The organism is Campylobacter volucris, assembly GCF_008245045.1.
GTDB classification, from domain to species: Bacteria; Campylobacterota; Campylobacteria; order Campylobacterales; family Campylobacteraceae; genus Campylobacter_D; species Campylobacter_D volucris.
The window spans coordinates 783,400-805,038 of record NZ_CP043428.1 but is presented as its reverse complement, the minus strand read 5'-3'; the positions used below and the strand labels follow the sequence as shown (position 1 = coordinate 805,038).

The 21,639-nt window shown below is 27.9% G+C and carries 33 protein-coding genes and 1 tRNA gene; 28 read left to right on the top strand and 6 right to left on the bottom strand.

Going from position 1 to position 21,639, the window contains the following annotated elements:
* The first annotated feature begins 35 nt into the window (after positions 1–35).
* The 16 genes from CVOLT_RS04305 to CVOLT_RS04235 all read left to right on the top strand — a co-directional run bounded on the left by CVOLT_RS04305 (position 36) and on the right by CVOLT_RS04235 (position 9,267).
* Positions 36–587, top strand: a complete 552-nt coding sequence (locus CVOLT_RS04305) for an HK97 family phage prohead protease (RefSeq protein ID WP_039665598.1) — start codon at positions 36–38, stop codon at positions 585–587.
* 11 nt (positions 588–598) lie between these two features.
* On the top strand, positions 599–1,756 hold the full coding sequence (locus CVOLT_RS04300; protein WP_039665597.1) for a phage major capsid protein: 1,158 nt from the start codon (positions 599–601) through the stop codon (positions 1,754–1,756).
* Between the two features lie 11 nt (positions 1,757–1,767).
* On the top strand, positions 1,768–1,974 hold the full coding sequence (locus tag CVOLT_RS04295; protein ID WP_039665596.1) for a hypothetical protein: 207 nt from the start codon (positions 1,768–1,770) through the stop codon (positions 1,972–1,974).
* Complete coding sequence (locus CVOLT_RS04290; protein ID WP_039665595.1) at positions 1,964–2,401, top strand: head-tail connector protein; 438 nt, start codon at positions 1,964–1,966, stop codon at positions 2,399–2,401. The genes CVOLT_RS04295 and CVOLT_RS04290 overlap by 11 nt, the downstream gene beginning before the upstream one ends.
* A gap of 8 nt (positions 2,402–2,409) precedes the next feature.
* Positions 2,410–2,742 carry a phage head completion protein gene (locus tag CVOLT_RS04285; protein ID WP_039665594.1) on the top strand — a complete coding sequence of 111 codons (333 nt, stop codon included), beginning with the start codon at positions 2,410–2,412 and terminating at the stop codon, positions 2,740–2,742.
* Positions 2,723–3,361, top strand: coding sequence for a hypothetical protein (locus CVOLT_RS04280; RefSeq protein ID WP_039665593.1), 639 nt, complete (start codon positions 2,723–2,725; stop codon positions 3,359–3,361). The genes CVOLT_RS04285 and CVOLT_RS04280 overlap by 20 nt, the downstream gene beginning before the upstream one ends.
* Positions 3,339–4,214 (top strand): hypothetical protein, encoded by an 876-nt coding sequence (locus CVOLT_RS07920; protein WP_170227657.1) that lies wholly within the window; start codon positions 3,339–3,341, stop codon positions 4,212–4,214. The genes CVOLT_RS04280 and CVOLT_RS07920 overlap by 23 nt, the downstream gene beginning before the upstream one ends.
* A 243-nt stretch (positions 4,215–4,457) precedes the next feature.
* On the top strand, positions 4,458–4,934 hold the full coding sequence (locus CVOLT_RS07915) for a hypothetical protein (RefSeq protein WP_170227656.1): 477 nt from the start codon (positions 4,458–4,460) through the stop codon (positions 4,932–4,934).
* A 1-nt stretch (position 4,935) separates the two neighbouring features.
* The gene (locus CVOLT_RS04270; RefSeq protein WP_039665592.1) at positions 4,936–5,385 is read left to right on the top strand and encodes a hypothetical protein; all 450 of its coding nucleotides are present in this window, start codon (positions 4,936–4,938) and stop codon (positions 5,383–5,385) included.
* Positions 5,386–5,395: 10 nt separating this feature from the next.
* Entirely contained in the window at positions 5,396–6,019 is a 624-nt protein-coding gene (locus CVOLT_RS04265) for a DUF4376 domain-containing protein (protein ID WP_069106939.1), read from the top strand.
* Positions 6,007–6,501 carry a hypothetical protein gene (locus CVOLT_RS04260; RefSeq protein WP_052243171.1) on the top strand — a complete coding sequence of 165 codons (495 nt, stop codon included), beginning with the start codon at positions 6,007–6,009 and terminating at the stop codon, positions 6,499–6,501. The genes CVOLT_RS04265 and CVOLT_RS04260 overlap by 13 nt, the downstream gene beginning before the upstream one ends.
* A 1-nt stretch (position 6,502) precedes the next feature.
* A complete protein-coding gene (locus CVOLT_RS04255; RefSeq protein WP_039665591.1) occupies positions 6,503–6,862 on the top strand; it encodes a DUF1353 domain-containing protein in 360 nt (119 codons plus the stop codon).
* Positions 6,863–8,107 carry a hypothetical protein gene (locus tag CVOLT_RS04250; protein ID WP_039665590.1) on the top strand — a complete coding sequence of 415 codons (1,245 nt, stop codon included), beginning with the start codon at positions 6,863–6,865 and terminating at the stop codon, positions 8,105–8,107.
* The gene (locus CVOLT_RS04245) at positions 8,108–8,497 is read left to right on the top strand and encodes a peptidase, M15 family (protein ID WP_039665589.1); all 390 of its coding nucleotides are present in this window, start codon (positions 8,108–8,110) and stop codon (positions 8,495–8,497) included.
* A gap of 241 nt (positions 8,498–8,738) precedes the next feature.
* The gene (locus CVOLT_RS04240) at positions 8,739–9,131 is read left to right on the top strand and encodes a hypothetical protein (RefSeq protein ID WP_039665588.1); all 393 of its coding nucleotides are present in this window, start codon (positions 8,739–8,741) and stop codon (positions 9,129–9,131) included.
* Positions 9,115–9,267 (top strand): hypothetical protein, encoded by a 153-nt coding sequence (locus CVOLT_RS04235; RefSeq protein WP_235362394.1) that lies wholly within the window; start codon positions 9,115–9,117, stop codon positions 9,265–9,267. Before CVOLT_RS04240 ends, CVOLT_RS04235 begins: the two co-directional genes overlap by 17 nt.
* Positions 9,268–9,341: 74 nt before the next feature.
* Here the strand turns inward: CVOLT_RS04235 and CVOLT_RS04230 are convergent, their stop codons facing one another.
* From CVOLT_RS04230 to CVOLT_RS04215, 4 genes are all read right to left on the bottom strand, one after another.
* Positions 9,342–10,388, bottom strand: coding sequence for a type I restriction endonuclease (locus CVOLT_RS04230; protein WP_039665586.1), 1,047 nt, complete (start codon positions 10,386–10,388; stop codon positions 9,342–9,344).
* 149 nt (positions 10,389–10,537) lie between these two features.
* Positions 10,538–11,917 carry a 3'-5' exonuclease gene (locus CVOLT_RS04225; RefSeq protein ID WP_052243170.1) on the bottom strand — a complete coding sequence of 460 codons (1,380 nt, stop codon included), beginning with the start codon at positions 11,915–11,917 and terminating at the stop codon, positions 10,538–10,540.
* Positions 11,918–12,223: a hypothetical protein gene (locus tag CVOLT_RS04220; RefSeq protein WP_039665585.1), complete on the bottom strand. Its 306-nt coding sequence runs from the start codon at positions 12,221–12,223 to the stop codon at positions 11,918–11,920.
* A 2-nt stretch (positions 12,224–12,225) separates the two neighbouring features.
* Positions 12,226–12,609 carry a helix-turn-helix domain-containing protein gene (locus tag CVOLT_RS04215; protein ID WP_039665584.1) on the bottom strand — a complete coding sequence of 128 codons (384 nt, stop codon included), beginning with the start codon at positions 12,607–12,609 and terminating at the stop codon, positions 12,226–12,228.
* A gap of 264 nt (positions 12,610–12,873) precedes the next feature.
* On the opposite strand from CVOLT_RS04215, the gene CVOLT_RS04210 reads away from it, so the two are divergent.
* From CVOLT_RS04210 to CVOLT_RS04165, 11 genes are all read left to right on the top strand, one after another.
* Positions 12,874–13,080, top strand: coding sequence for a hypothetical protein (locus tag CVOLT_RS04210; RefSeq protein WP_039665583.1), 207 nt, complete (start codon positions 12,874–12,876; stop codon positions 13,078–13,080).
* Complete coding sequence (locus CVOLT_RS04205; RefSeq protein ID WP_039665582.1) at positions 13,081–13,380, top strand: hypothetical protein; 300 nt, start codon at positions 13,081–13,083, stop codon at positions 13,378–13,380.
* Between the two features lie 351 nt (positions 13,381–13,731).
* Positions 13,732–13,911 carry a hypothetical protein gene (locus CVOLT_RS04200; RefSeq protein ID WP_039665581.1) on the top strand — a complete coding sequence of 60 codons (180 nt, stop codon included), beginning with the start codon at positions 13,732–13,734 and terminating at the stop codon, positions 13,909–13,911.
* A 2-nt stretch (positions 13,912–13,913) separates the two neighbouring features.
* Positions 13,914–14,714, top strand: a complete 801-nt coding sequence (locus CVOLT_RS04195) for a DNA cytosine methyltransferase (RefSeq protein ID WP_052243169.1) — start codon at positions 13,914–13,916, stop codon at positions 14,712–14,714.
* A complete protein-coding gene (locus CVOLT_RS07910; RefSeq protein ID WP_158336545.1) occupies positions 14,704–14,862 on the top strand; it encodes a hypothetical protein in 159 nt (52 codons plus the stop codon). Before CVOLT_RS04195 ends, CVOLT_RS07910 begins: the two co-directional genes overlap by 11 nt.
* Positions 14,863–14,882: 20 nt before the next feature.
* Positions 14,883–15,749 carry a hypothetical protein gene (locus tag CVOLT_RS04190; protein ID WP_084059209.1) on the top strand — a complete coding sequence of 289 codons (867 nt, stop codon included), beginning with the start codon at positions 14,883–14,885 and terminating at the stop codon, positions 15,747–15,749.
* The gene (locus CVOLT_RS04185; protein WP_039665580.1) at positions 15,746–16,120 is read left to right on the top strand and encodes a hypothetical protein; all 375 of its coding nucleotides are present in this window, start codon (positions 15,746–15,748) and stop codon (positions 16,118–16,120) included. The genes CVOLT_RS04190 and CVOLT_RS04185 overlap by 4 nt, the downstream gene beginning before the upstream one ends.
* On the top strand, positions 16,104–16,307 hold the full coding sequence (locus CVOLT_RS04180) for a hypothetical protein (protein WP_039665579.1): 204 nt from the start codon (positions 16,104–16,106) through the stop codon (positions 16,305–16,307). The genes CVOLT_RS04185 and CVOLT_RS04180 overlap by 17 nt, the downstream gene beginning before the upstream one ends.
* A 1-nt stretch (position 16,308) precedes the next feature.
* On the top strand, positions 16,309–17,064 hold the full coding sequence (locus CVOLT_RS04175; protein WP_039665578.1) for an N-4 DNA methyltransferase: 756 nt from the start codon (positions 16,309–16,311) through the stop codon (positions 17,062–17,064).
* A 118-nt stretch (positions 17,065–17,182) separates the two neighbouring features.
* Positions 17,183–17,539 (top strand): hypothetical protein, encoded by a 357-nt coding sequence (locus tag CVOLT_RS04170; protein WP_039665577.1) that lies wholly within the window; start codon positions 17,183–17,185, stop codon positions 17,537–17,539.
* A gap of 1 nt (position 17,540) precedes the next feature.
* A complete protein-coding gene (locus tag CVOLT_RS04165; protein ID WP_039665576.1) occupies positions 17,541–17,726 on the top strand; it encodes a helix-turn-helix transcriptional regulator in 186 nt (61 codons plus the stop codon).
* On the opposite strand, the gene CVOLT_RS04160 is transcribed toward CVOLT_RS04165, so the two are convergent.
* Together CVOLT_RS04160 and CVOLT_RS04155 are read right to left on the bottom strand one after the other, a co-directional pair.
* Entirely contained in the window at positions 17,719–18,897 is a 1,179-nt protein-coding gene (locus tag CVOLT_RS04160; RefSeq protein ID WP_039665575.1) for a tyrosine-type recombinase/integrase, read from the bottom strand. The two genes, CVOLT_RS04165 and CVOLT_RS04160, sit on opposite strands and share 8 nt — an antisense overlap.
* A gap of 192 nt (positions 18,898–19,089) precedes the next feature.
* Positions 19,090–19,176, bottom strand: a tRNA-Leu gene (locus CVOLT_RS04155).
* 137 nt (positions 19,177–19,313) lie between these two features.
* On the opposite strand from CVOLT_RS04155, the gene flgL reads away from it, so the two are divergent.
* The gene (gene flgL, locus CVOLT_RS04150) at positions 19,314–21,551 is read left to right on the top strand and encodes a flagellar hook-associated protein FlgL (protein WP_039665574.1); all 2,238 of its coding nucleotides are present in this window, start codon (positions 19,314–19,316) and stop codon (positions 21,549–21,551) included.
* The last annotated feature ends 88 nt before the right edge of the window (positions 21,552–21,639 follow it).

Genomic DNA, 21,639 nt, shown 5'->3' with positions numbered 1-21,639 from the left:
AAAATCTACATAAAAATATATTTTTAAGGAAAAATATGAACCTTATAAGATCAGATACTGCAAAAATTAAAAGCGTAGATGAAACTGAGAGTATTTTAAGTTTTGTCATGATTTCAAATTCTAATGCTTGTATGCGTTGGGATTGGGATTTAGGTGAATATATAGAAGAATTAGATGTTAGTGGTGCAAAATATAGTGAGTTAAGAACACTTTTTAAAGATCATGTGCCAAATGTAGATAATGCTATAGCAAAAATTGAAAATATAAGAATTGAAAATGGTGAATTAGTTTGTGATTGTATTTTTGCTAAAGATGAAAAAAGTCAAAACATTTTTAAAAAATACAAAGATGGAATTTTAAATGATGTGTCAATTGGATACAAAATATTAAGACAAACCATAGATAACGATAGCAATCCCAAAAAAGTTCTTGTAAATGAATTTGAAATTTTTGAACTAAGTGCTGTTTGGAAAGGTGCTGATAAAAATGCTAAAAAACGCTTTTTTGATGAACAATCTCAAAAAGAAGCTAAAGCTTTAACTCAAGCTAGAGAACGCGAGCTAGAACTTATGATTAAAACACTTTAAAAGGAGAAAAAATGCAAAAAATAAGAGAAGAAATAGGAGCTTTACATAAGCAAATGGTTGAGCTTTCCAATAAAGCAAAAAATGAAAAAAGAACATTTAGCACAGAAGAAGAGCAAAAATATAATGAAATGGTTAAAGATTTTGAAAGCAAGCGCAATGAGCTTTTAAGACTTGAAGAAGAACAAAAAAGAGAAAGTTTTTTAAATGAAGTTGTAAGCGTAAGATTGGATCAAAATCCACAAAATGAAAATATCAAAAAAGATAATATGGATTCTTTTGTAAGATATTTAAGAAGTGGAATTATTGATAAATCTTTACAAAGAGATGCATTAAATGAAAGTGCAGGAGATAAAGGTGGAGTTTTAGTCCCTACAACATTACAATCAAAAATTAGAACCAAATTAACAGATCTTAGCGTGATTAGAAAACTTGCAACAGTTCAAAAATCATCTACAAATCAAGATATACCAATACTTGATGATATAAGTGGTTTTGGTTGGATTGATGAAATGGCTAATTTTAACGAAGCAAGTGCTTCTTTTTCAAAACTCACCATTGGAGCATATAAACTAGGAGGTATTATTAAGATTAGTGAAGAATTGCTAAATGATAACATCTCAAATTTAGAAAGCTTTTTAATTAGAAAAAGTGCTGAGAAAATATCTCAAACCGAAGAAGAAGCATTTATCAAAGGCGATGGTAGTAAAAAACCAACAGGACTTATAAATACAACAACTGAGTATCAGCTATCATCCAATAGTGGCATTACATCGCATGATGTAATAGATGCGTTTTTTACTTTAAAGAGTGCATATAGAACGAACGCTTCTTGGCTTGTAGGAGATGCTTTTATGAAAGCACTTTATAAGTTAGTAGATGGAGATGGTAGGCCTTTATGGATGCCAGCACTTAGCTCTGGTGGATATGACACTATTTTAGGCAAAAAAGTGACTTATTGCTCTTCTTTGGATGGTTTTGGATCTAATAAAGTGCCAGCCATTTTCGGTGATTTTAGTTTTTACGAAATTTGGGACAGAGAGACTATGAGCTTTACAAGATTAAATGAACTTTATGCTCAAAATGATTTGGTTGGAATTAAAGTCAGATCAAGATTGGATGCAAAATTAATTTCAAATGATGCAGTTTGTAAAATTGTAACCCCATCTTAAAGGCAATAACTATGAAAAAAGTAGAGTTTTTATCGTGTTTAAGCGGAGATATTTTTTATAAAAAAGGTGATGTAGTGGAGCTTAATGATAAAGAAGCTCTACGCCTTGAAAATAGAAATATTGTAAAGATAATTACAGAACAAGAAGAAAAAGAAGAAAAAAATTCGCAAGGTAAAAAAGATAAAGACAAAAAAGCAAAGGCAAAGAATGATTATTAAAGAATTAAATGCACCTGAAAAAACTCTTGTAGATATTAAAGAATTAAGAGAGTTTATAAGAATAGATAGCGATGTGTTTGATGAAAATTTAAAGCAATTTTTAAAAGCTGCAATAGCTGAATTTGAAAGTAGAACAAATCGTATTTTAATTAAAAATGATTATGAGATTACTTTTTTTAATGAAAGAGTCGTATTGGGTCCATTTAACTGTTTAAAAAATGCAGATTTAAAAGCAGAATTTAAAAGTAATTGCAATGTTTTATATTGCAATGGCAGTGGAAATATGATTGTAAGTTTAGGTTATGAGATACCACCTGAGGATATAAAACTTTGGTTAAAAAATTATTGTTTGCATGCTTTTGAAAACACAAGTTTTCCCAATATAAGCAAAGCTCTTATCAATAGGTATAAAATAACATTTTTTTAAGGTTTATTATGAATGCAAAAGCATTAAAGCATCGTTTAAAAATTTATAAAAAGTATCAAGAACAAAACGAATTTAAAGAACTAGATCATGATAAAGAAATATTTATTAAAGAAGTTTTTGCAAGTTGTAAAAATTTAATTATAGAAAACAAAGAGCAAAATAATATATCTAGTAAGTTATATCAATGCGAATTTGTAATTAGATTTTTAGAGCTTGATATGTCTTATTTTATTGTATTCAAAAATGAAAAGTATGAAATTTTAAATATACAAGATGAGAATGATAATAGGCAATTTTTAAAATTAAAGGCTAGGAAGATAAATGAAAATGATTACAACTAAAATAAACCAATTGCCAAAAACTCCAAATTTGGAAAATCCAATAGATTTTGATAAACATGCAGATGCATTTGTAAGATCTTTAAATCCTTTTGGAGAAGAATTAAATGAACTAGTAAAACAAATTAACGAGGTAAGTTTTTTTGTTGATCAAAAATCAAACGAACTTATAAATTTTATAAAATTAAAATTAGAAGAAATTAAGTTAAAGTCTAACGAAGAAAAATTAAATCTTTTAGAATACTCAAAAGAATTAGAAAATGTGATTTTTAAACACGCTCAAGATAAAACCAAAGAAGTTTTAAGCATTATAAATGAAAAAGGATATGAAATTATAGAGCGATTAAATGATAATTGCTTGGGAGCAGACTATTTTGCTTTAAGCCAGTCTTTAGCGCATAATATATCTATCGAACGATTCTTATGGGAAAGCAATGTGATAAAGCTTAGCCAAAAAGATATATCAAACAATGAGCAATTAATAGTAGAAACATTAGTTAATAAAGATAATATTAAAAGCACCACTAAAATTTTACAACAACTCCTAAGTCTTATTAATATGCAAAATGAAATCAATCAAATTTTTAAAAAGGAGAATGATGATGAATCCAAGAGTTACTAGTCTTATGTTGTATTCTACTTTAGAACAAGCAAGTAAAGATATAATAGCCATAAGAGAATATTTATATAATAGTAAAGATAAAATAGATGAGTATATATTAGAACACATAGAAGATTTTGAAAAAAAAGTAAAAGATGCTTTATCTTCTTATGAAAATTTAAGTAAAGAAAAACTAAGAATTCTTGAAGAACTTTATGAACAAGTGGTATATCCTTTTGATTTTGCAAGCAGTGATGATAAACCAATTAATCCAAAAATAAATCAAATATGGTTTAAAAAATCTACATGTCAAATTTTACAATTTTTACAAAATCCTACTATTAATTTTATACAAAAAAATCCACCTAATCAAAAGAATGAAGGTGCTATTTGGTTTAAACCTCTTAATGAGGAAGATATTATGGAAGGAGAAATTTATGTTTGCGAGAAAGTTTTAAAAAATAAAACTTGGATCAATCCAGCTTTACCAAGAGAATTAAACCCTGCTTTTATTAGTGAAGAAGAGCCTAGTGATGCAAATTTAGGTGATATTTGGAAAAAACAAAGCACAGGAGAATATTTTGTATATGTTCAAACTACTAGTGGTCAAACTTGGACAAGTCCTGAAAATCCAAGTGCTTATATACCAACATACACTAGTGAAGAAGAGCCTAGTGATGCAAATTTAGGTGATATTTGGAAAAAACAAAACACAGGAGAATATTTTGTATATGTAAGAACAACAGATGATAATACTTGGGTTTTAAAACAAGATTTAAAAATAGATCCATATATTTGGGTTGATCAAAAAGATGAAGATATTAAATATATACTTTCTTTGCTTGGTGATTTGCAAAACAAAGATGAGGTTTAAGAAAAACATGAGAGTGAAATTTTAGAAAAAGAACAAAATCTAAATAGCAAAAAAGAAGAACTAGAAAATATAAAAAATCAAATTCAAGAAGAACTTAATAAAGTTCCACCAGGTGATGTTTCTTCTTTAGAAGAAGAAAAAGCAAAACTCGAAGAAGAGATTAATCAAATTCAAGAAGAGTTAAATAGTAAAAAAGAAGAGCTAGAAGTTATATTAGAAGAAAAAAGACTTGTAAATAAAAAAATGCTAGATGAGCTTTTAAAAACAAAAGTTTCAGTAAATGGAGATAAGACAATAAACGGAAATATAACTTTAAGTGGTGCTTTAACCGCAAATGAAACTACTACTTTAAATGGAAATACTACTTTTAAGCTTATTCCAAATTGTGAAGTTAATCCAACAGCTGATGCTCATTTAGCTAGAAAATGGTATGTAGATTATGGTGGTGGGATAAAAAATTTAGGAACAGTAGGTTCAACAAATATAGATTTAAGAGAGGCTCAGCATTTTATACTAACTGCTAACGCTGGAACTCAAATAGGAGTAGCTAACTGGGGCGGGGCTGGTAAAAGTGGGACTATAACCATACACAATTGCCAAAATGTTACAGCTTTTAAAGCACCATTTAATTTTAGAATACCTCAAAGTGGTTTTAGTGGAACTGAGACCTTTGCTTATTTTTGTATAGCAGCAAATAACATCAGATTAGTAAGGTCTTAACATGAATGCTCTAATGCTTGCAAATTCAATATTTCAAGTTAATTTGCCTCCAGAGCTTGGCGGAGGCGTGGCTAATTATAACTATATGTTTAGCTTAAATAATCTAGTAAGACCTAATGAATATATGGTGCCTGCTAATTTAGCTAATAAAGAAGTTTTAGTTGTAGGAGAAGTGTGGAGTGCTAATAATATGAATAATAAAACTTCAGCCAATTCCATAGCCTTAACTTGGAATAATTATTCCAATTCACATACTTTACATGGTGCATCAAGGTGGTATGAAGCTAATAGAAAAATACCCATAAAATTAAAAATAAAATTTACAGCTATAAACTCAAATAAGATTAGATTTTCTTCATATCAAACTGGTAGTCATAATGCTCAAAGTGGATGGAATACTAGCGATTGTAGTTTGCAATGTAGAGGAAATTTAACATTTTATTATAATTAAAGGAGAGCAAGTGTTTTATAAGATAGATGAAGAAGTTTTTTTTAACCAAAATGTATATATAAAAAAAGTTGATTTAGAAGGCTTAGAAGGAGAAGATACTTATTTTTTAGATAAATTAGATGATGATGAGCTCAAAATTCTTGGTTTTGCTAGAGTGAGTGAGCAAGAATTACCAAGTTTTGATGAAAAAACACAAGAGCTTATAAGAGAAGAAGAGCTTGATGAATCAAGCAATATCTTTCATATAAGATACAAAGTGTTAGAAAAAAGCTTGAATGCTCTTAAAGAAATCAAACTTGATGAAATAAGAGCTAAGAAAGATGAAGCTTTAGAAAGTGGAATTGTTTATAATGAACATACTTTCCAAACAAGCCAAAAAGATAAACTCAATATTAATGGAGCGGTAACTAATTTAATGCTTGATATACAAAGTGGAACTAACTCAATTTCTGAAATCACTTGGATTGATATAAATGATGAAAAAGTAACTTTTACTCCACAAGATTTTTTAAAATTTGCTTCAGCTGTAGCTTACCATACCCAAGAAATTACTTTTAAAGCAAATATGATTAAAGAAAAAATACAACAAGCAAATTCCAAAGAAGAGTTGGAGGGTATAAAATGGGAGATGTAAATCCAAGTCAAGAAGCTATAGCTAACACTTTGCTTTTTAGTGGTAGTGTTATAATGGCTTTTTTCTATCAATCTTTAGCATTTTTAGGTATTAATACCGCCCAAGTTATAACCTTACTAGCTATATTTATATTTAGTGCTATTGTTGGGTTTTTTAAAACTTTAGCTTTTAGTGATTCTTTAAGAGTTTATATGCTTGGAGATTTGTTAGCTAAGACTTTATTACTTGGTGTGCCTTTTATATTGGCTTTGGGTGCAAAGCAAATCAATGCTTTATATTATTTTGTAGATTATAGTTTTAGTTTTTTAATTTTAGGTGAAATTTTAGCAATTATTATCAATATACAAGCTATTAGAACAAGAAAAAAAATAGAAGAAGTGGATATTTACAATGTCTTTGTCGAAAAAATGAAGAAGTTTGCTTCAAAAATTATTGAAAGCAATACTTACATTAAAGAAGATAAGCATACAAAAAAGGATTAGTATGTTAAAAAGAGTCTGTGTAAAGCCTTTTAGCAAAGATAGATTTATACTTGTGCAAGATTATGAGTTTAATTTAAAAAGTTTTAAAGGAAAAATCCCTGCTAATTTTACAAGCAATGGAGCAAATATTCCTAGAATTTTTTGGAGTATTTTTCCACCAAACTCACCCGAATATTTAAGCGCAGTTGTTGTGCATGATTATTTATGCGAAAAAGCTAATACAAAAAATGATTATAAATTAGCAGATTTAGCCCTTTATGAAGCTATGCAAGAGTTGGGATGTTCAAAATTTAAAACTTTTGTTTTTTACCATGCATGTAATGGTTTTCATATGGTTAAATGTTTTTTAAAAGGAGTTTAAATGAAGTCTATACTAGAAGAAATTAGTAAAAATGCAAAAGAATTAAATAAAGAATTTGATGAAAGTTTGAATATTTTAAAAGATCTTTATAAAAATGGACTAAAACTAGATGATGAGCAAGTTAAAAAAAATATATTAGAAATTTTAGAAAATGGCAATTATAAAGGCGAAAAAGGAGACACTGGAGCCAAAGGAGAAGATGGACAAAGTGCTTATGAGCTTTGGCTTAGTAAAGAAGCTAATGCAGGAAAAAGCGAAGATGAATTTTTAGCTTCTTTAAAAGGTGAAGGTGTTTCTAAAGAAGAATTACAACCTATAGTGGAAGAAATTGTAAGTAATCTACCACAAAAAGATGCAGGTTTTATCACTTCTTATGAGTTGCCAAACCCTGATATAAAAGCTGAAGTTGGAACACTAATAAATTATGTTAATGAGGAAGCTTCTACTATTTATTTATGTATAAGAAATCAAGGAAAAGGTTCAGTATGGCTTGATTTGTTTTCCAAGAAAAAGTTAGCTAATGAAGAATATACAAAAATAAAATTTAAAGTCCGAACCTTATCAGGGCAATATGGTGGCTGTTTGAGTGATGTATTGTTTGCTTTTTCTAACGGCTTTGCTCATACTGTAAAGCTTGATGAGAGTTTAAGCACAAATTATGATGAAGGTAATTTTATTATACAAAAAAGTGGTTTAGGTGGAACTTCTAATGCCGCACAACCACAAAGAATAGATTGTCTTTCTCAAGTATTAGCTAAAGATGAAGTTTTAGGAAAAATTAAAACAAATGGTATTTATAGATCTACTCATAATATCCATCAATCTTTAATGCGTTATTTTAATTTTGACAATACTAGTGCAGTAGGGGCTGATTGGACAACTTGCTGTTTATGGAATTCAAATGGAGAGTATGAGGTGCAAATCATACTTTTTAATGAAGAAGTTCCTAATAAATTTTTTGCAAGAGGCACTGGGTATTATGGACAAGTTTATATACATAGTTTAAGCGTAGAAAAGATTATCGCAAAAGCTGATGTGATTAAAGAGATTATCCCTTATGAAGTTCAAGTTTTACCACCTTTTGGAACTGCTAAAGAGAGCCAAAACCATGCTGGATATATCTTTGATGATTATTATAAAGCTTATTATCAAAGTAATACTCATAGCAATGATGAGCAAAATAATTTATTTAGTAATTATGGTCAGTTTGCCAATTTATTTTTAATTACACCAAAAGGAGAATGAATGAAAGAAAATAAATATTTTAAAGAGAGTGAATTTAAATGCAAATGTGGTAAGTGTGAATTACCTTCTAATGTTCCAAGTGATGAGCTTATAGATATGCTTTGTGAAATTAGAGAGCATTTTAACTCACCTTTAATTATAAATAGCGGATATAGATGTCCTAAACACAATGCAAAAGTAGGTGGTGCTACTAAAAGCCAACATACCATAGGAAGTGCAGTAGATTTTATAATAAAGGATGTAAAGACTCAAGAGGTGCATGAGTATGTTTTAAAAAAATACGAAGATAGGCTTTGTGGGATAGCTATAAAGCATAATTTTGATAATCCTTATGCGGGTTTTGTGCATATTGATACTCGTGGTAAAAAAGCACGATGGACTTATAACTAAGAAAGGAGATAAAAGTTTAAGTAGGTCAAAGGTGGTATTCTAGCTCCCCTTTTTAAAGGGGAAATCAAGTATTAGTAAGCCTTGACTATAATTATACAAAGTAGTATAATTATTACTAGAATTTTATGGTTCAATTTAATCACCACCTAACTGGATGTTGATTAACACCAAAGGCGGCCACCTTTGGTGTTCCACCCTTTGAAATTATACTCAAATCTTACTTAAACTTCTAAAATAAGAAATGATAAATCTTTTATTTAAAAATACAAAGCTTTATATTGCTTTAGCATTAATGCTTATGCTTAATGTATTTTTATATTTGAAACTAGATAGCACAAGTGCAAAATTAGAAAAAAGTCAAAGTGATTTAAATTTAGCTTTGAGTGTAAACAATGAACTCACAAGGATTACTCAGGAGCTTAAAATAAGACACGAGCAAGAGCTAAAAGCACTCTTTCATGCAAATACTCAAAAAAATCAAATCAAAACGAGGGTTGATGATGTTAAAAACTATATATCCAAAAGCAATGAAACTAATACCACTAAGCTTTTTAATGCTATGCTTGATAGGCTGTGGGAGCAAAACACAAGTATTAACCAAAATACAAATTCAAAAAGTGCAAATACCAAATGAGCTTTTAGAATTTGATAGAGCGCATAAACCTATAGTGCAAGATGAAAAAGATATATTAAAAGCTTATAGTGAGCTTTTTTACCACTATAAGCAATGTGAGATCAATATAGATAAAATTAAGGAGTTGAATGAGTGAGAAGTAGGGCTAATAAGATTCTTCATTACCTTATATGATAACAATATACATTATATTTTATCTAATGATAGAAATTACTTTCTATCATTATATGACTTGATGATCTTATCTTGCAATTTATACAAATCTTCTAGTTTTTCTATTTGTTCGTATGTGTCATCTGGGAAACTTACCCATTTTTTTGTTTTTGTAAAATTTAACCTACATATCCATTTTGTTACTCTATTTTGATACAAGATTGCAAAATAGCTTAAAGTATCTTTGTAGGATATATCCTGCAAGTTAGCACCCGCACCAGCAAGAATGGATTTTACTATGTAAAAGCCTTGAAGTTCTTCTTCTGTTGTTAAAATTTCTTTTTCATCATCGTAGCTTTCTTCATCTTTTTCATCGTTGTTAATTTCTTGAAGATTATTTTTTATACTAGTGATTTTATCATATGCTATATCATTTATAAGTTCTTTAAAAGATTTTTTTATATAAGCTCTAAATTCCTCAATAGTTGAGGCGGTCATTCTTTTGTCTGTGAGTTGTTTTGCAAAAAGAACAACAAAATCATCACTTGGATTTTCTATCTCTTTTTTGAAGATATCTTGTATACTTTGATAATATTTTTTCTCTTTTGCTGTGTTTAGTATCTCATCTAGATTTAAATCTGAACATATAAATTTTTTTAAATCTTTAATGTCTCTAGCTTTTAATTTTTCAAGATTAATTGTTAAAAAAGGAATTTGATCCATTATATTTATTTGATCAAGATCTGTGAAAAATCTATATTCTATCCCATTTGTTAAAATAGCAAATTTAACACTAGGTGATGTGTTAAAATATCTAGTTAGTTGGTTATTATGATTGCTTAAATTTTCAGTGTGATTTTTAGCTTCTATGTATATAAAAGGTTTTCCATCTTTGAAAATAGCGTAATCTACTTTTTCACCTTTTTTTGTTCCGATATCAGCTATATATTCAGGGACTACTACGCTTGGATCAAACACATCATACCCCAATGCTTTTAAAAATGGCATGATAAAAGTCATTTTGGTTGATTCTTCAGTATTTACTAAATTTTTTCTTTCTGCTATTGTTTCTGCTATAGAATTTATAGAATTTTCAAAATCCATATTTTACCCCTTAATATAATTATCAAATAAAATTTTAGTAATTATATTATAGCCATTTTTAAAAAGATATTATTTATATACTTTAAAATTATTATTTTTTAATTGCATTCTTGGGTTGTGAAATTATTATGTTTTTATAAAATAAAATTTTATTCGATAATAAATGAATTTATAATCTCGTTTAATTTTTTATTTTGTCTTATAAAAAACTTTTCATCAACTTTTCTAAATTTTGAATTTGGAAGATTTAAAAGAGCTTTTTCTGCTTTTGCTTTTTCATTAAAATAAACTTTCATAATCCATTTTTTTTGATTTTTTATATAAAAAGTCGCATAGGAATTATGAATGATTTTTGAAATTTTTACATCACTGCCTAAAGTTGTGATCATCTCATTATATAATTTATCAACATTATCTTTTATATCTGATTTAAGTTTTTGTTTGTTTAATTCCTCCTCTTCTTTTTTTAGAAAATCTTGATAAAATAAATCAATTATTCTATTAAAACCCAATCTTTCTTTAAAATTTTTATAACTAGGTGTAGAAGATAGGGTTTGTTCTAGTTTTGTTAATACATATAAAGTAGCTCTAGCGTCTTCAAGTGCTCCGTGTGCCCCATAAAAATTTAAAGGATCTAATGCATTAGGATTTTTAAAATGCCATGCTGCAAAAGTAAGTTTTTTATATTTATAACCACAATCGATATTTGGAAGTATAGAACTTTTCTCATGATAGTAACTTGTAAAAAGTTTCATTACATCAATGTAAAACATAGGTTTTTTAAAATCTATTACGCGTTTTATAAACTTTAAATCAAAATCTATGTTGTAACCTATTATTACATCAGCATCATTAAAAATTTTTTCTAGTTGAATTTTATAGTTATCTATAGGAGCTTTATTTTGAACAAAAGCAGGTTTTATACCATGAATTTTTTGAGCCTCTATCCAAGTAGATTTATATTTAGGTTTGAAATATTTATCAAAGATTAAATATCCTGTTTCATCTATGATTGAAAGTTGAAGTATCTCATCTTCCCATTCTCTCAAACCTGTTGTCTCGGTGTCTATTATTATAACATTAAGTTTTAAGCCATCTTTTATGAAATACTCTTTTGGATTTGTTTGAAGGTAAGATGGATTTAATTCAGAATAGTTATAAGGATACATTTCATCATATTTGTTTGGTTTGTATTCTATCTTGTTTCTTGATCTTGGTAAAATTCTTTCTTGGAAATTTTGATTAATATTGCTACTATGGTTGAAGGATTTTTTATAAGCATTTGTTTTTTGATTAAAAGGTGTTTGAGTAAAATTAAGCGTAGTGTTATAAAGATTATCTTTTGATATGTGATTGTCTTCTTGATTTTTTTGTTTTTGTGGTTTATGTTTGAAAGTATTAACAAATACCATTAACAACCAAAGACAAAATAAAATGAATGAGGATATTAAAAAAGCTTTAACAAAATCATCAAAACAATAATAAAATAAAATTAAAAGCCAAATTGCTATAGCACCCCAAACAAGCATTTATATTCTTTGTATTTGATTGTTATCGCCAGCAATGACAATATTTTGACTACCATCAACATTTATTGTAATTTTTATACAAACACCGTTTTTTAAAGCTTGTATAAAATTTTCATCATTAAATATTCTTATTATACCGCTTGAAACACCATCGCTTATCCTAGAAACTTCTTCACATCTTATAGCTTCCCATTCTTGTCTTTTTCTTTTTGCTTCCTCTTTAACCGAATAAACAAATAAAATAGCACCTAGCAATAATGCAAAAATAAGCCATTTATAATCATTTAAAGTATTTATAAATTCCATTTTTATTCCTCAGTAGCTTTTTTTAAAATTTCTAGTTTGTTGATAAATTGATCCAATAAAGCTTCATTTCCATATTTTTCATGCAAAGATAAAAACTTTTGTAATTTATCATTGTGATTGTTATTAGTTGGAAAATTAATAGAGTTGTTTTTGCCTTGCAATATGATATTTTTATTCCCTTTAGAATTAATATCCCCGCTGATAATCATATCAATATTAACACCTAGTTTCTCTGAAAATTCTTTAATTCTTTTTAGGGGGATTTCCCCTCTAACCGCCCAAGTATTAAATGTAGTATAATTTACATTAAGTATTTCACTTAAATCTTTTATAGTATCAGCATTGGCAATTTTCTTTAGTATTCTAATAACTTCTTCATAATCCACAGCTATATCCTTTAAAAAAATAATTTAATATTACAAATCAAAAAGAATTGATTTTAAAATATTTTTATATTTTGACTTGACAAATAAGTCAAAATGATTTATAATTATCAAAGTTAAAAAAAATAATTATTTTTTTAGCAAAAAGAATACCAACTTTTTGCTTAAGTATAAAAAAGGATACAAGATGGAAGATTGGATTATAGCTGGCGTGATTATAACTATATTATCAATTATGCTTGTAGTTATAAAGATAAAGGAAACAAAATGATAAGTGCATACGCAAATACTATTTTGAGTATAGTTAAAAATGAAAAATCTATAAAAAAAGACGCACTTTTTAAACGAATGAATATAAAAGAAAGCGAATTTAATGAGGCTTTAAATTTATTGCATGAACATGCATTTGTAAAACTTGAAGCTATTAGCGATGGTTTATTTGAAACCATCATAGTTCATTATGAGGGTAAATAAATGTGTATTAATGACAAAATTAAAGAAAAATTAGGATTAAAAACTTTTGATGAAATAGAAAGAAAACTCAATTTGAAAAATCAAACTTTAAAAGTTTGGCTTAGTGATAAAAGTGTAACAAATTCTAAAGTAGAAAAAGCACTTTTAAGACTTGGTTTTTTGAATGAGGATTTAAGATTATCTAAGAGATTAGAAGATTTAAAACTAAAGCATAAAAAATTTACAGCTTTGGTAGAAGAAAAAACAAAAACTATACAAGAGATATCAGAGATTTTAAAAGAAATTGATGAGGTAGCATAAAAACCTCATTAAGCACATTTTTTTAAGTGTGCTTAAAAGGTTTTTAAAGCTTGAAACTAGGTTTTAAGTGAATTTCCTTATAGCTAGCTTGATCACCAAGCTAGCTAGCATGTTCTTTATTTATCACACTCCACGGCGACGGGTGGGAAAGTGAGCTTTTTATAAAAAGCTTTGTTAAATAGTCAAAATACCAAAAGTTTAAATAACTTTGAATGCAGGCTCTATGTTTTGACATAAGTAGTGTTTAAATGGGAGTTAAGCTCCCTTAAAGCTAGTTAGCTTTCTTTATTTTGAGTAACCACCTTTATGGTGGTTTTTAACTTCCATTTAAACACTATAAAAAGGAAGAAAATGTCTTTTAAAGAAAAACTAAATACTGCCATAGAACACGCAAGAGCTTTGGCTTTAATTAACAAAGAATGCTTAGAGTTGATTGACTACATGGAAGAGTGTGATGAAGATGAATTAAGATCTAACCTAGATGATTTAAAAAAACTCTTGATAAAAGCAAAAGAATTATTGAAAGGTTGAGAATGCAAATAAATCATCTAGATTTGTTTAGTGGTATAGGTGGTTTTGCTTTGGGATTAAAAATGGCAGATGAGAGAGCTTTTAATACTTTGGCTTTTTGTGAGATTGAACCTTATTGTCAAAAAATTTTAAAGCAAAATTTTAACAAAAAACATATTTTTAACAATGTGGAAAAAATAAACGAAAATGATTTTAAAGACAAAATCGACTTAATTACAGCAGGCTTCCCATGTCAAGATCTAAGCATAGCAGGAAACAGAATAGGATTACAAGGGCAAAGGAGTGGATTATTTTATGAAGTTATTCGAATTATCAAATTCACAAAACCAAAATTTATATTGTTTGAGAATAGTTCCGAACTTATTCGGAGAGATAGTAATAGACAAGTGTTTATCAAAGAACTTCAATCAATCGGCTATGATTTGTGGTGGCAACTATTATGTGCTAAGTCCTTTGGATACCCGCATAAAAGAGAAAGAGCTTATGTGTTATGTTGGAAAACTTCTGCCAACTCCAATAGCATCGGACAGTTTTTCAATGAAAAATTTCAGTATTTCTACGCAAATGAAAACACACAAAAACCATCAAAAAAGATTATTTCCTTATGTAGCATGTATAGAGAAATGCCCAAAAAAAATTATGAGATTAATAGCATTGATATACGAGGATATGATGGGATATCCGAAACGATGGACAGAGTTAAAGCATTAGGTAATTCAATTATACCAACAATAGTCAAAATTTACGGTTTGGCTATTTATTCTTTTATAAAAATACAAAAAGTGAGTAACAATGAATTTTAAGCCCATACAAAAAGAAAATGATGTATTTAAAAAAGCAAGAGAAATAGAAAGTTTAATAAGCGAGCTTAGCTCAAAAGGATTTAAACTTACAAAGGCAAATTCAAAATCTTTAGTTATGAAAAAAGGTTTTGATAAGGTAGCAAAATAACAAAAAAAGAAAGGAATAAAATGCAAAACATAGGCTATGATAGTATCAAATTTGTAATCCCAAAATTTGCATTTTATAAATTTCTTAAAAAATATGACTTATATACAAAACTTAGAAAAACAAATCGCAATAAGGTTATAGAAAAATTTACAAAAGAAAAATTCAAAAGTATAAAAACTAAAGATAAGTATTATGAATTCAAAGTTAGATATATAAATATAAAACCACGAAATAAAAGTCTTTCAAATACCATAATAGTAATAGAAAATTCAAAAGACACACACGAGGTTGCTAGAAAAAATAAAAAGAAAAAAGATTTTTATGTGGAAGTGCAATTTAATGGACTTTTTCAACCTAGTAAAAGTGTTGTGGGTGATGTATATAAAATTTTAAGCAAAATGGTTAAAAGATTTAAAGCTTATAGTTTCGATATAGCTTGTGATTTTTGCGATGAAAATACTTCTGTAAGAAAATATGAGAGTATTTTATACAAAATATCATCCGAAAAAGAATTTAATGGCGAAATGATCTTTTATAAAAAATCTCTTTATATAAATAGGGTGCATAGTAAGTTTTTTAATCTTGATAGAATTTTGATTTATGATAAATACGAAAAGCAGACTAGCTATCACAAAGAAAAAATTAAAGAAGAATTCAAAGGATGGAAGAGATTAGAATTAACTTTTAAATTAAATGATAAATTTTTAAAATACATACAACATAAACATATTCACGATGCTTTAGATTTTATATATGACTTTATACAATTGCTTGATAAAACTGACAATTTTACAAAAGAAATGCTACTTGTCAAACAAACAAAATATCTAATAAATCCAAGATGGGTAAGCGATTTAAAGCCATATGTATTAAAGGATGTCGCATGAGTATTGTTACACATATAATCCAAGCAAATGAATTAGCTCGTATTTGTTTAAAAAGTGATTTAAAATATAGCTTAAAAGAAGCAAGAATAATAAATACTGGAAAAGATAGGCAATTATGTTTTTATTTTGATAATCCATTTGCCATAGATCTATTTGAAAAAAACAAAGAAAGCATCAAAAATGACTTAAGATGTGAATATAAGAAAAAAATTGAGTTTTACAAACGAATTGATTTTGTGTTTTATGATATTTGCTCTAAAAACACCAAAGAACTTAAATCAAGAACTACAGAACAAATACAAACACTTCAAAGGGGATTGGATATGCTAGAAGCTATTATAAAAAGGAGCAAAGATGGAAAATTCAGATAATAATGCACTAATGGATTTATCTATAAAGATTATATCTTTATATAAAGCTATAGAACATGCAGAGCATGAAAGAAGTTCTTTAAATTCAACTATTAAAGAATATAAGGAAAATTTAAAAACAGCTATAAGAGAGCTTGAGCAAATGAAAGAACCTAATCTTTTTAATCAAGAAAGTAAAGAGAGATGAAATGTATACACCTAAATTGTTTAACGACCACTTTCAAAACTATAAAAGATACAACATACCAAAAGCACAACTTGTTATAGCTGATATTCCATATAATCTTGGAAATAATGCTTATGCAAGCAGTCCTGAGTGGTATATAGATGGTGATAATAAAAATGGAGAGAGTAAAAAAGCAAATAAATCTTTTTTCGATACAGATCATAATTTTAATGTTAATGAATTTATGCATTTTTGTAGCCACTTGTTAATAAAAGAACCAAAAGAATGCGGTAAAGCACCTTGTATGATAGTTTTTTGTTCTTTTGAGCAACAATTTATGTTAATAAATGTAGCAAAAAAGTATGGATTTAAACATTATATAAATTTAGTTTTTAGAAAACAAAGCTCTTCTCAAGTTTTAAAGGCAAATATGAAAATAGTAGGCAATTGTGAATACGCATTACTTTTTTATAGGGAAAAACTTCCAAAATTTAATAATGATGGAAAAATGATTATGAATTGCTTTGAATGGACAAAAGATAAGGATATTAACAAAATACATCCTACTCAAAAGCCTATAAAACTTTTAGAAAGATTAATTAGCATTTTTACTGATACTGGTGATGTTGTTATAGATCCGTGTGCTGGTAGTGGAAGCACATTGGTTGCTGCTACAAATCTTAACCGCAAGGCTTATGGATTTGAAATTAAAAAAGATTTTTTTAAAAGTGCTAATGAAATCATGTTTAAACAAATAGAAAGAAGTTTATTTGCATGATTAGAAAATAACAAAATATTATAGGTGAAACAAAACGAAGACTTGATGGTTTGATAAATTATAATTATCAGATTTTAAGAGATAAATTCAATAAAAGATTAAATATAAAGGAGACAAAATGCTACAAATGATGAAAGAATTTTTAAAACAAAGAAAATTGATAGAAGAACATTTAGAAGAAACAAAAAATCAATTAATGATAATGCTTAAAGAGTTTCTTTCTATACGAAACGATTTATCTTTTTCTTATGGAAACAACTCTTTAGAAAAAGAAATAGAATATTATTGGAAGATAGAAGCTTGGCTTGATATAGAGCTTAAAAAAATATGCATAAAGATTATAGATACAAGGGTTTCTTATAATCACTTTGAATTTGAAAATATTAAAGTTTTAATATCTCATTCTTTAAGTTATGAAGAACAAAGAGCTATTATAAAATCATTAAATTTAGAAACAAATATTGAAAGAGATTAATATGAAATTGCTAAGCACTAAAGAGGTTGCCGAATATTTAGGTTTTAAAGTTGATAGAGTGAGAAAAATGAGAATGAGAAAAAATCAAGCCATTTATAACTTTCCAAAAGGCGTTAAAGTAGGAAAGGTTTTAATGTATGAAAAGAAAGAAATTGATGATTGGATAAAATCTTGCAAGGTTAGCTAAGCTTTCCTGCAAGTTTTTCTATATAATCTCCCCACCACTGCATTAATCTTCTTTTTAATTCTATATTTTTACTTCTGTTATAGGCTTTTAATATTGCATTTTTTTGCTCATGAGCCAAGCATTGCTCTGCTATATCCATACTTACTCCATGTTCTAATTGCTTTTCATTTGCAATGCTTCTAAACATAGCACGAAATCCATGTGCGCTTTGAATTCCTTTATATCCTAAGCGTTTGTTGGTATTGCATGTGATGTTTTCACTATTACATCCTTTTTTAGAAGTGCCAGCAAAAATATAATCATTAACTTTAATTGCATATTGATTTTTTAATATACTTATGGCTTGTTTGCTTAATGCTATATTATGCTCTTTACGCATTTTCATTTTTTGAGCTGATATAGTCCAAATTTCATTTTTAAAGTCTATCTCATCCCAAGTAGCTTTTATAACATTGCCAGGTCTTTGGGCTGTTAATAACACAAAAAGCATTAAATTTTTATGACTTTGTTTGATATCTGAGTGAATTAGGATATTTATATATTCTTTAATATCAGATTCATCTAATAGGGTAGGTTGATGTATAACCTGATTTGGTTTTTTAAAAACAATATTATTCTTGATGGAAGCTACGGGATTGTTTTCTATGATCTCAAGTTGCAAAGCATATTCAAATACTTTATTTATCCATATCTTTGCTTTTTGAAGTGTAGCACTTTTATGCTCTATAGTCTTTAGAATATTAACAATATCTACTCTTTTTATATCATTAATATTTTTATATTCTAAAGATTTAAAAATACCTTCTTTATAGCTTAATCCTCTTTGGATCGTTTTTACTGCTAAATTACTCTTTCTTGCATTTTCTAACACTTCATCATATAATACGCCAAATTTTAATCTTTTTGCGTTACTTATGCTTTGACCCTTTGCTTTTAGTTTATGTGAATTTATAGCCATTTCTCTAAGTTCTGCTAAGGAAAGTAAAGGATACTCTCCAAGTGTTATATAAGTATCATTGGCTTGTCTTATTTTAAATAACTTTTTGCCACTAGGGTAAACAAAAACATATAATCCTTTTACGCTAGGATCGCTAAACTTTATAAATTTTTTACCATTATCGCATTTTACGCTTTTTAAGAAACTATCTGTAAGTTTATTAATTTTTGTCATTTTTATTCTTTATATTATTATAAAAAGTAACCCATTTAGTAACCCACTTTTTTAAAAGTAACCCACTTTTTTTGCAATATTTTAACACAAAAAATAATAAATTAGAATAAAAAAGAATGCTTATATAAGCACTTATTTGTAGTCCTTTTGAGATAACATATCAGAAAATATTATGTGAGAGTAAAAAACAAATGGTGCCCAAGGTCGGACTCGAACCGACACAAGGTTGCCCTTACCAGATTTTGAGTCTGGCGCGTCTACCAGTTTCACCACTTGGGCTTTTGAAAAAATGTATTATAATATATATTTTTTAAAATAACATAAATATTAAATTTTATCTTTGTAATTATTAAGAAAAATTTTATTTTGGAACTTTTTTTGCTTATAAAATTTAAAAATTATTTGCGGAGCAAGAAATGAGAATTAGTAATCAATACACCTTTTACACTTCTATACAAAGCTACACGGATGGGCAGTCTCTACTAAATAAATATAATCTTCAATTGCAAACTAGGCAACTTATACAGCATTCTTTTGAAAATGCAAACATTTATATAAATGGTTCAAGATTAGAGTATGAAATAGCAAATATTAATCAAATCATGCAAGGAACACAATCTGCACAAGAAATGGCTAAAAATACTGATACAGCTTTAAAAAATATCACCGAGCTTTTGGAAAAATTTAAAGTTCTTTTGACAAAGGCAGCTAGTGATGGAAATTCTCAAACATCAAGAGAAGCTATAGCTAAAGAATTAAAACTCATAAAAGAATCTATAGTAAATATCGCTAATACTAGTATAAATGGACAATATCTATTTGCAGGTTCAAACACAGGGGTAAAACCTTTTGATAAATATGGCAATTATACAGGAAATAAAGACAACATCTTTGTTGTGAGTGGTTCAGGAACTCAAATACCTTATAATGTGCCTGGCTGGGATTTGTTTTTTAAACCTGATACTAATGAAAATAAGGTTATATCTACCAATGTTTCTTTTGTGGATAATCGTTATGATCCTAAAAATAACCCAGAATTAAGAAAACCTTTAACAGAAGAATCTAAATTTTCACATCTTATAGGGCAAAACTATGTTCAAAATGGCAAACTTGATCCGAATAAAAATTTTGACGATGGTTATGACGATAAACTTCCTTTTCCATCAACTGCGATGTATATCCAAGGTGTAAGACCAGATGGAACGAGTTTTAAAGCAACCCTAAATGTTGGCCCTGATGATAAAATAGGAGATGTATTAGAAAATATAGGTAAATTATATGGTAATACTGAGGGTAATAAAGTAGTAGAAGTTACTATGAATGATAGTGGGCAGATTGAAATAAAAAATTTAAAAGATGGTAATAGTTCTTTGGATTTTCATGCTGTTGCTATGACTCCACAAATGAGAGACGAAGAACAAATCAAGGAAATAGCTGCTGCAGCAAAAGAAGAAGGCATTGATATGAATGAGGTAACTAATCGTATCATGGAAGCAGCTCATAATGGAAATTTAAATAATACTAGAAGTCCTGTAACTATACAAGTAAATGGACAAGATTTTACAGTAGATATTTATAAGACAGATTTCATTAAAAGTAATATCAATGGTAATAAAACCAATGGTGCTGATTATGATGTAGCTTTTGAAAAAGATGGTAATACTGTAACTGGAAATGTTTCACAAATGATAAAAGGCACTAGTGAGTATGCTACAGAAAGCACTAAACTTAGTGAAGTAATAGCAAATTCAAATGGAAGTATGGCAGGACAAAGTCTGCAAATGGAAATTACTTCTAAAAATGGTCAAACTTATAATGTGACTATTGATTTAGAAAATTCTATGGTGAGTTATCCAGATCCAAACAATCCTGGTCAAACTATAGATTTCCCTATAACTCATTCTCAATACAATGAAGCAACTGGAACCGCAAGTGGGGTGCAAACAAGGCCTGAGGATATTACCTATGGTCAATTAAATGATATTATAGGTATGTTTGCTAGTGGTAATGTTCCTACTGCTGATATAAATCCGAATGCTAATGGAACTATTAATAATGACGATTTTCAAACTATACAACAAAATATTTCTAATTCTAAAGATTCTGTAGAAGTAAATATGGACTATAAAGGTCGTATTAGTATCACTGATAAATTCTCTACCAATACAAATATCGGTTTAACTATAAAAGATGCTAATTCAAATGCAGGTTTTCCAAGACCAGGAGAGGTTACAACGGGATCAAATTTTGTATTTAGTGCAAATAATTCTTTGACTATAGATGAACCAAATGTGGATTTAATCAAAGATTTAGATCAAATGATAGATGCAGTATTAAGTGGAAATATGAGAGCTGATTCTGAAGGAAGTGATCCTAGAAATACAGGCTTGCAAGGTGCCTTAGAAAGAATTGATCATTTGCAAGATCATGTAAGAAAACTTCAAACTACAATAGGTGCTTATACTAATTCTATAGAAGAAACTAACAAAAGAATGACATTTTTAAATTTAAATGTTTCTAGTATTAAAAGCACTGTTACAGATGCTGATTATGGGCAAACTTATATGCAATTTATGCAAACTATGGTTTCATATCAAGCAATGCTTTCAGCAACTTCTAAAATTTCTCAAATGAGTTTGTTAAACTACATGTAATTTTTGATATAATAGCTTTTTTCTTTATAAAGGATATATTATAAAAAAAGAAGCTATTTTTGTCATTTTTAATCTCATAATTTTTTAT

Coding starts and splice junctions, on each gene's coding strand:
- CVOLT_RS04305 (WP_039665598.1), top strand. CDS start 36: ATGAACCTTATAAGATCAGATACTGCAAAAATTAAAAGCGTAGATGAA.
- CVOLT_RS04300 (WP_039665597.1), top strand. CDS start 599: ATGCAAAAAATAAGAGAAGAAATAGGAGCTTTACATAAGCAAATGGTT.
- CVOLT_RS04295 (WP_039665596.1), top strand. CDS start 1,768: ATGAAAAAAGTAGAGTTTTTATCGTGTTTAAGCGGAGATATTTTTTAT.
- CVOLT_RS04290 (WP_039665595.1), top strand. CDS start 1,964: ATGATTATTAAAGAATTAAATGCACCTGAAAAAACTCTTGTAGATATT.
- CVOLT_RS04285 (WP_039665594.1), top strand. CDS start 2,410: ATGAATGCAAAAGCATTAAAGCATCGTTTAAAAATTTATAAAAAGTAT.
- CVOLT_RS04280 (WP_039665593.1), top strand. CDS start 2,723: ATGAAAATGATTACAACTAAAATAAACCAATTGCCAAAAACTCCAAAT.
- CVOLT_RS07920 (WP_170227657.1), top strand. CDS start 3,339: ATGATGAATCCAAGAGTTACTAGTCTTATGTTGTATTCTACTTTAGAA.
- CVOLT_RS07915 (WP_170227656.1), top strand. CDS start 4,458: ATGCTAGATGAGCTTTTAAAAACAAAAGTTTCAGTAAATGGAGATAAG.
- CVOLT_RS04270 (WP_039665592.1), top strand. CDS start 4,936: ATGAATGCTCTAATGCTTGCAAATTCAATATTTCAAGTTAATTTGCCT.
- CVOLT_RS04260 (WP_052243171.1), top strand. CDS start 6,007: ATGGGAGATGTAAATCCAAGTCAAGAAGCTATAGCTAACACTTTGCTT.
- CVOLT_RS04255 (WP_039665591.1), top strand. CDS start 6,503: ATGTTAAAAAGAGTCTGTGTAAAGCCTTTTAGCAAAGATAGATTTATA.
- CVOLT_RS04250 (WP_039665590.1), top strand. CDS start 6,863: ATGAAGTCTATACTAGAAGAAATTAGTAAAAATGCAAAAGAATTAAAT.
- CVOLT_RS04245 (WP_039665589.1), top strand. CDS start 8,108: ATGAAAGAAAATAAATATTTTAAAGAGAGTGAATTTAAATGCAAATGT.
- CVOLT_RS04240 (WP_039665588.1), top strand. CDS start 8,739: ATGATAAATCTTTTATTTAAAAATACAAAGCTTTATATTGCTTTAGCA.
- CVOLT_RS04230 (WP_039665586.1), bottom strand. CDS start 10,388: ATGGATTTTGAAAATTCTATAAATTCTATAGCAGAAACAATAGCAGAA.
- CVOLT_RS04225 (WP_052243170.1), bottom strand. CDS start 11,917: ATGCTTGTTTGGGGTGCTATAGCAATTTGGCTTTTAATTTTATTTTAT.
- CVOLT_RS04220 (WP_039665585.1), bottom strand. CDS start 12,223: ATGGAATTTATAAATACTTTAAATGATTATAAATGGCTTATTTTTGCA.
- CVOLT_RS04210 (WP_039665583.1), top strand. CDS start 12,874: ATGATAAGTGCATACGCAAATACTATTTTGAGTATAGTTAAAAATGAA.
- CVOLT_RS04205 (WP_039665582.1), top strand. CDS start 13,081: ATGTGTATTAATGACAAAATTAAAGAAAAATTAGGATTAAAAACTTTT.
- CVOLT_RS04200 (WP_039665581.1), top strand. CDS start 13,732: ATGTCTTTTAAAGAAAAACTAAATACTGCCATAGAACACGCAAGAGCT.
- CVOLT_RS04195 (WP_052243169.1), top strand. CDS start 13,914: ATGCAAATAAATCATCTAGATTTGTTTAGTGGTATAGGTGGTTTTGCT.
- CVOLT_RS07910 (WP_158336545.1), top strand. CDS start 14,704: ATGAATTTTAAGCCCATACAAAAAGAAAATGATGTATTTAAAAAAGCA.
- CVOLT_RS04190 (WP_084059209.1), top strand. CDS start 14,883: ATGCAAAACATAGGCTATGATAGTATCAAATTTGTAATCCCAAAATTT.
- CVOLT_RS04185 (WP_039665580.1), top strand. CDS start 15,746: ATGAGTATTGTTACACATATAATCCAAGCAAATGAATTAGCTCGTATT.
- CVOLT_RS04180 (WP_039665579.1), top strand. CDS start 16,104: ATGGAAAATTCAGATAATAATGCACTAATGGATTTATCTATAAAGATT.
- CVOLT_RS04175 (WP_039665578.1), top strand. CDS start 16,309: ATGTATACACCTAAATTGTTTAACGACCACTTTCAAAACTATAAAAGA.
- CVOLT_RS04170 (WP_039665577.1), top strand. CDS start 17,183: ATGCTACAAATGATGAAAGAATTTTTAAAACAAAGAAAATTGATAGAA.
- CVOLT_RS04165 (WP_039665576.1), top strand. CDS start 17,541: ATGAAATTGCTAAGCACTAAAGAGGTTGCCGAATATTTAGGTTTTAAA.
- CVOLT_RS04160 (WP_039665575.1), bottom strand. CDS start 18,897: ATGACAAAAATTAATAAACTTACAGATAGTTTCTTAAAAAGCGTAAAA.
- flgL (WP_039665574.1), top strand. CDS start 19,314: ATGAGAATTAGTAATCAATACACCTTTTACACTTCTATACAAAGCTAC.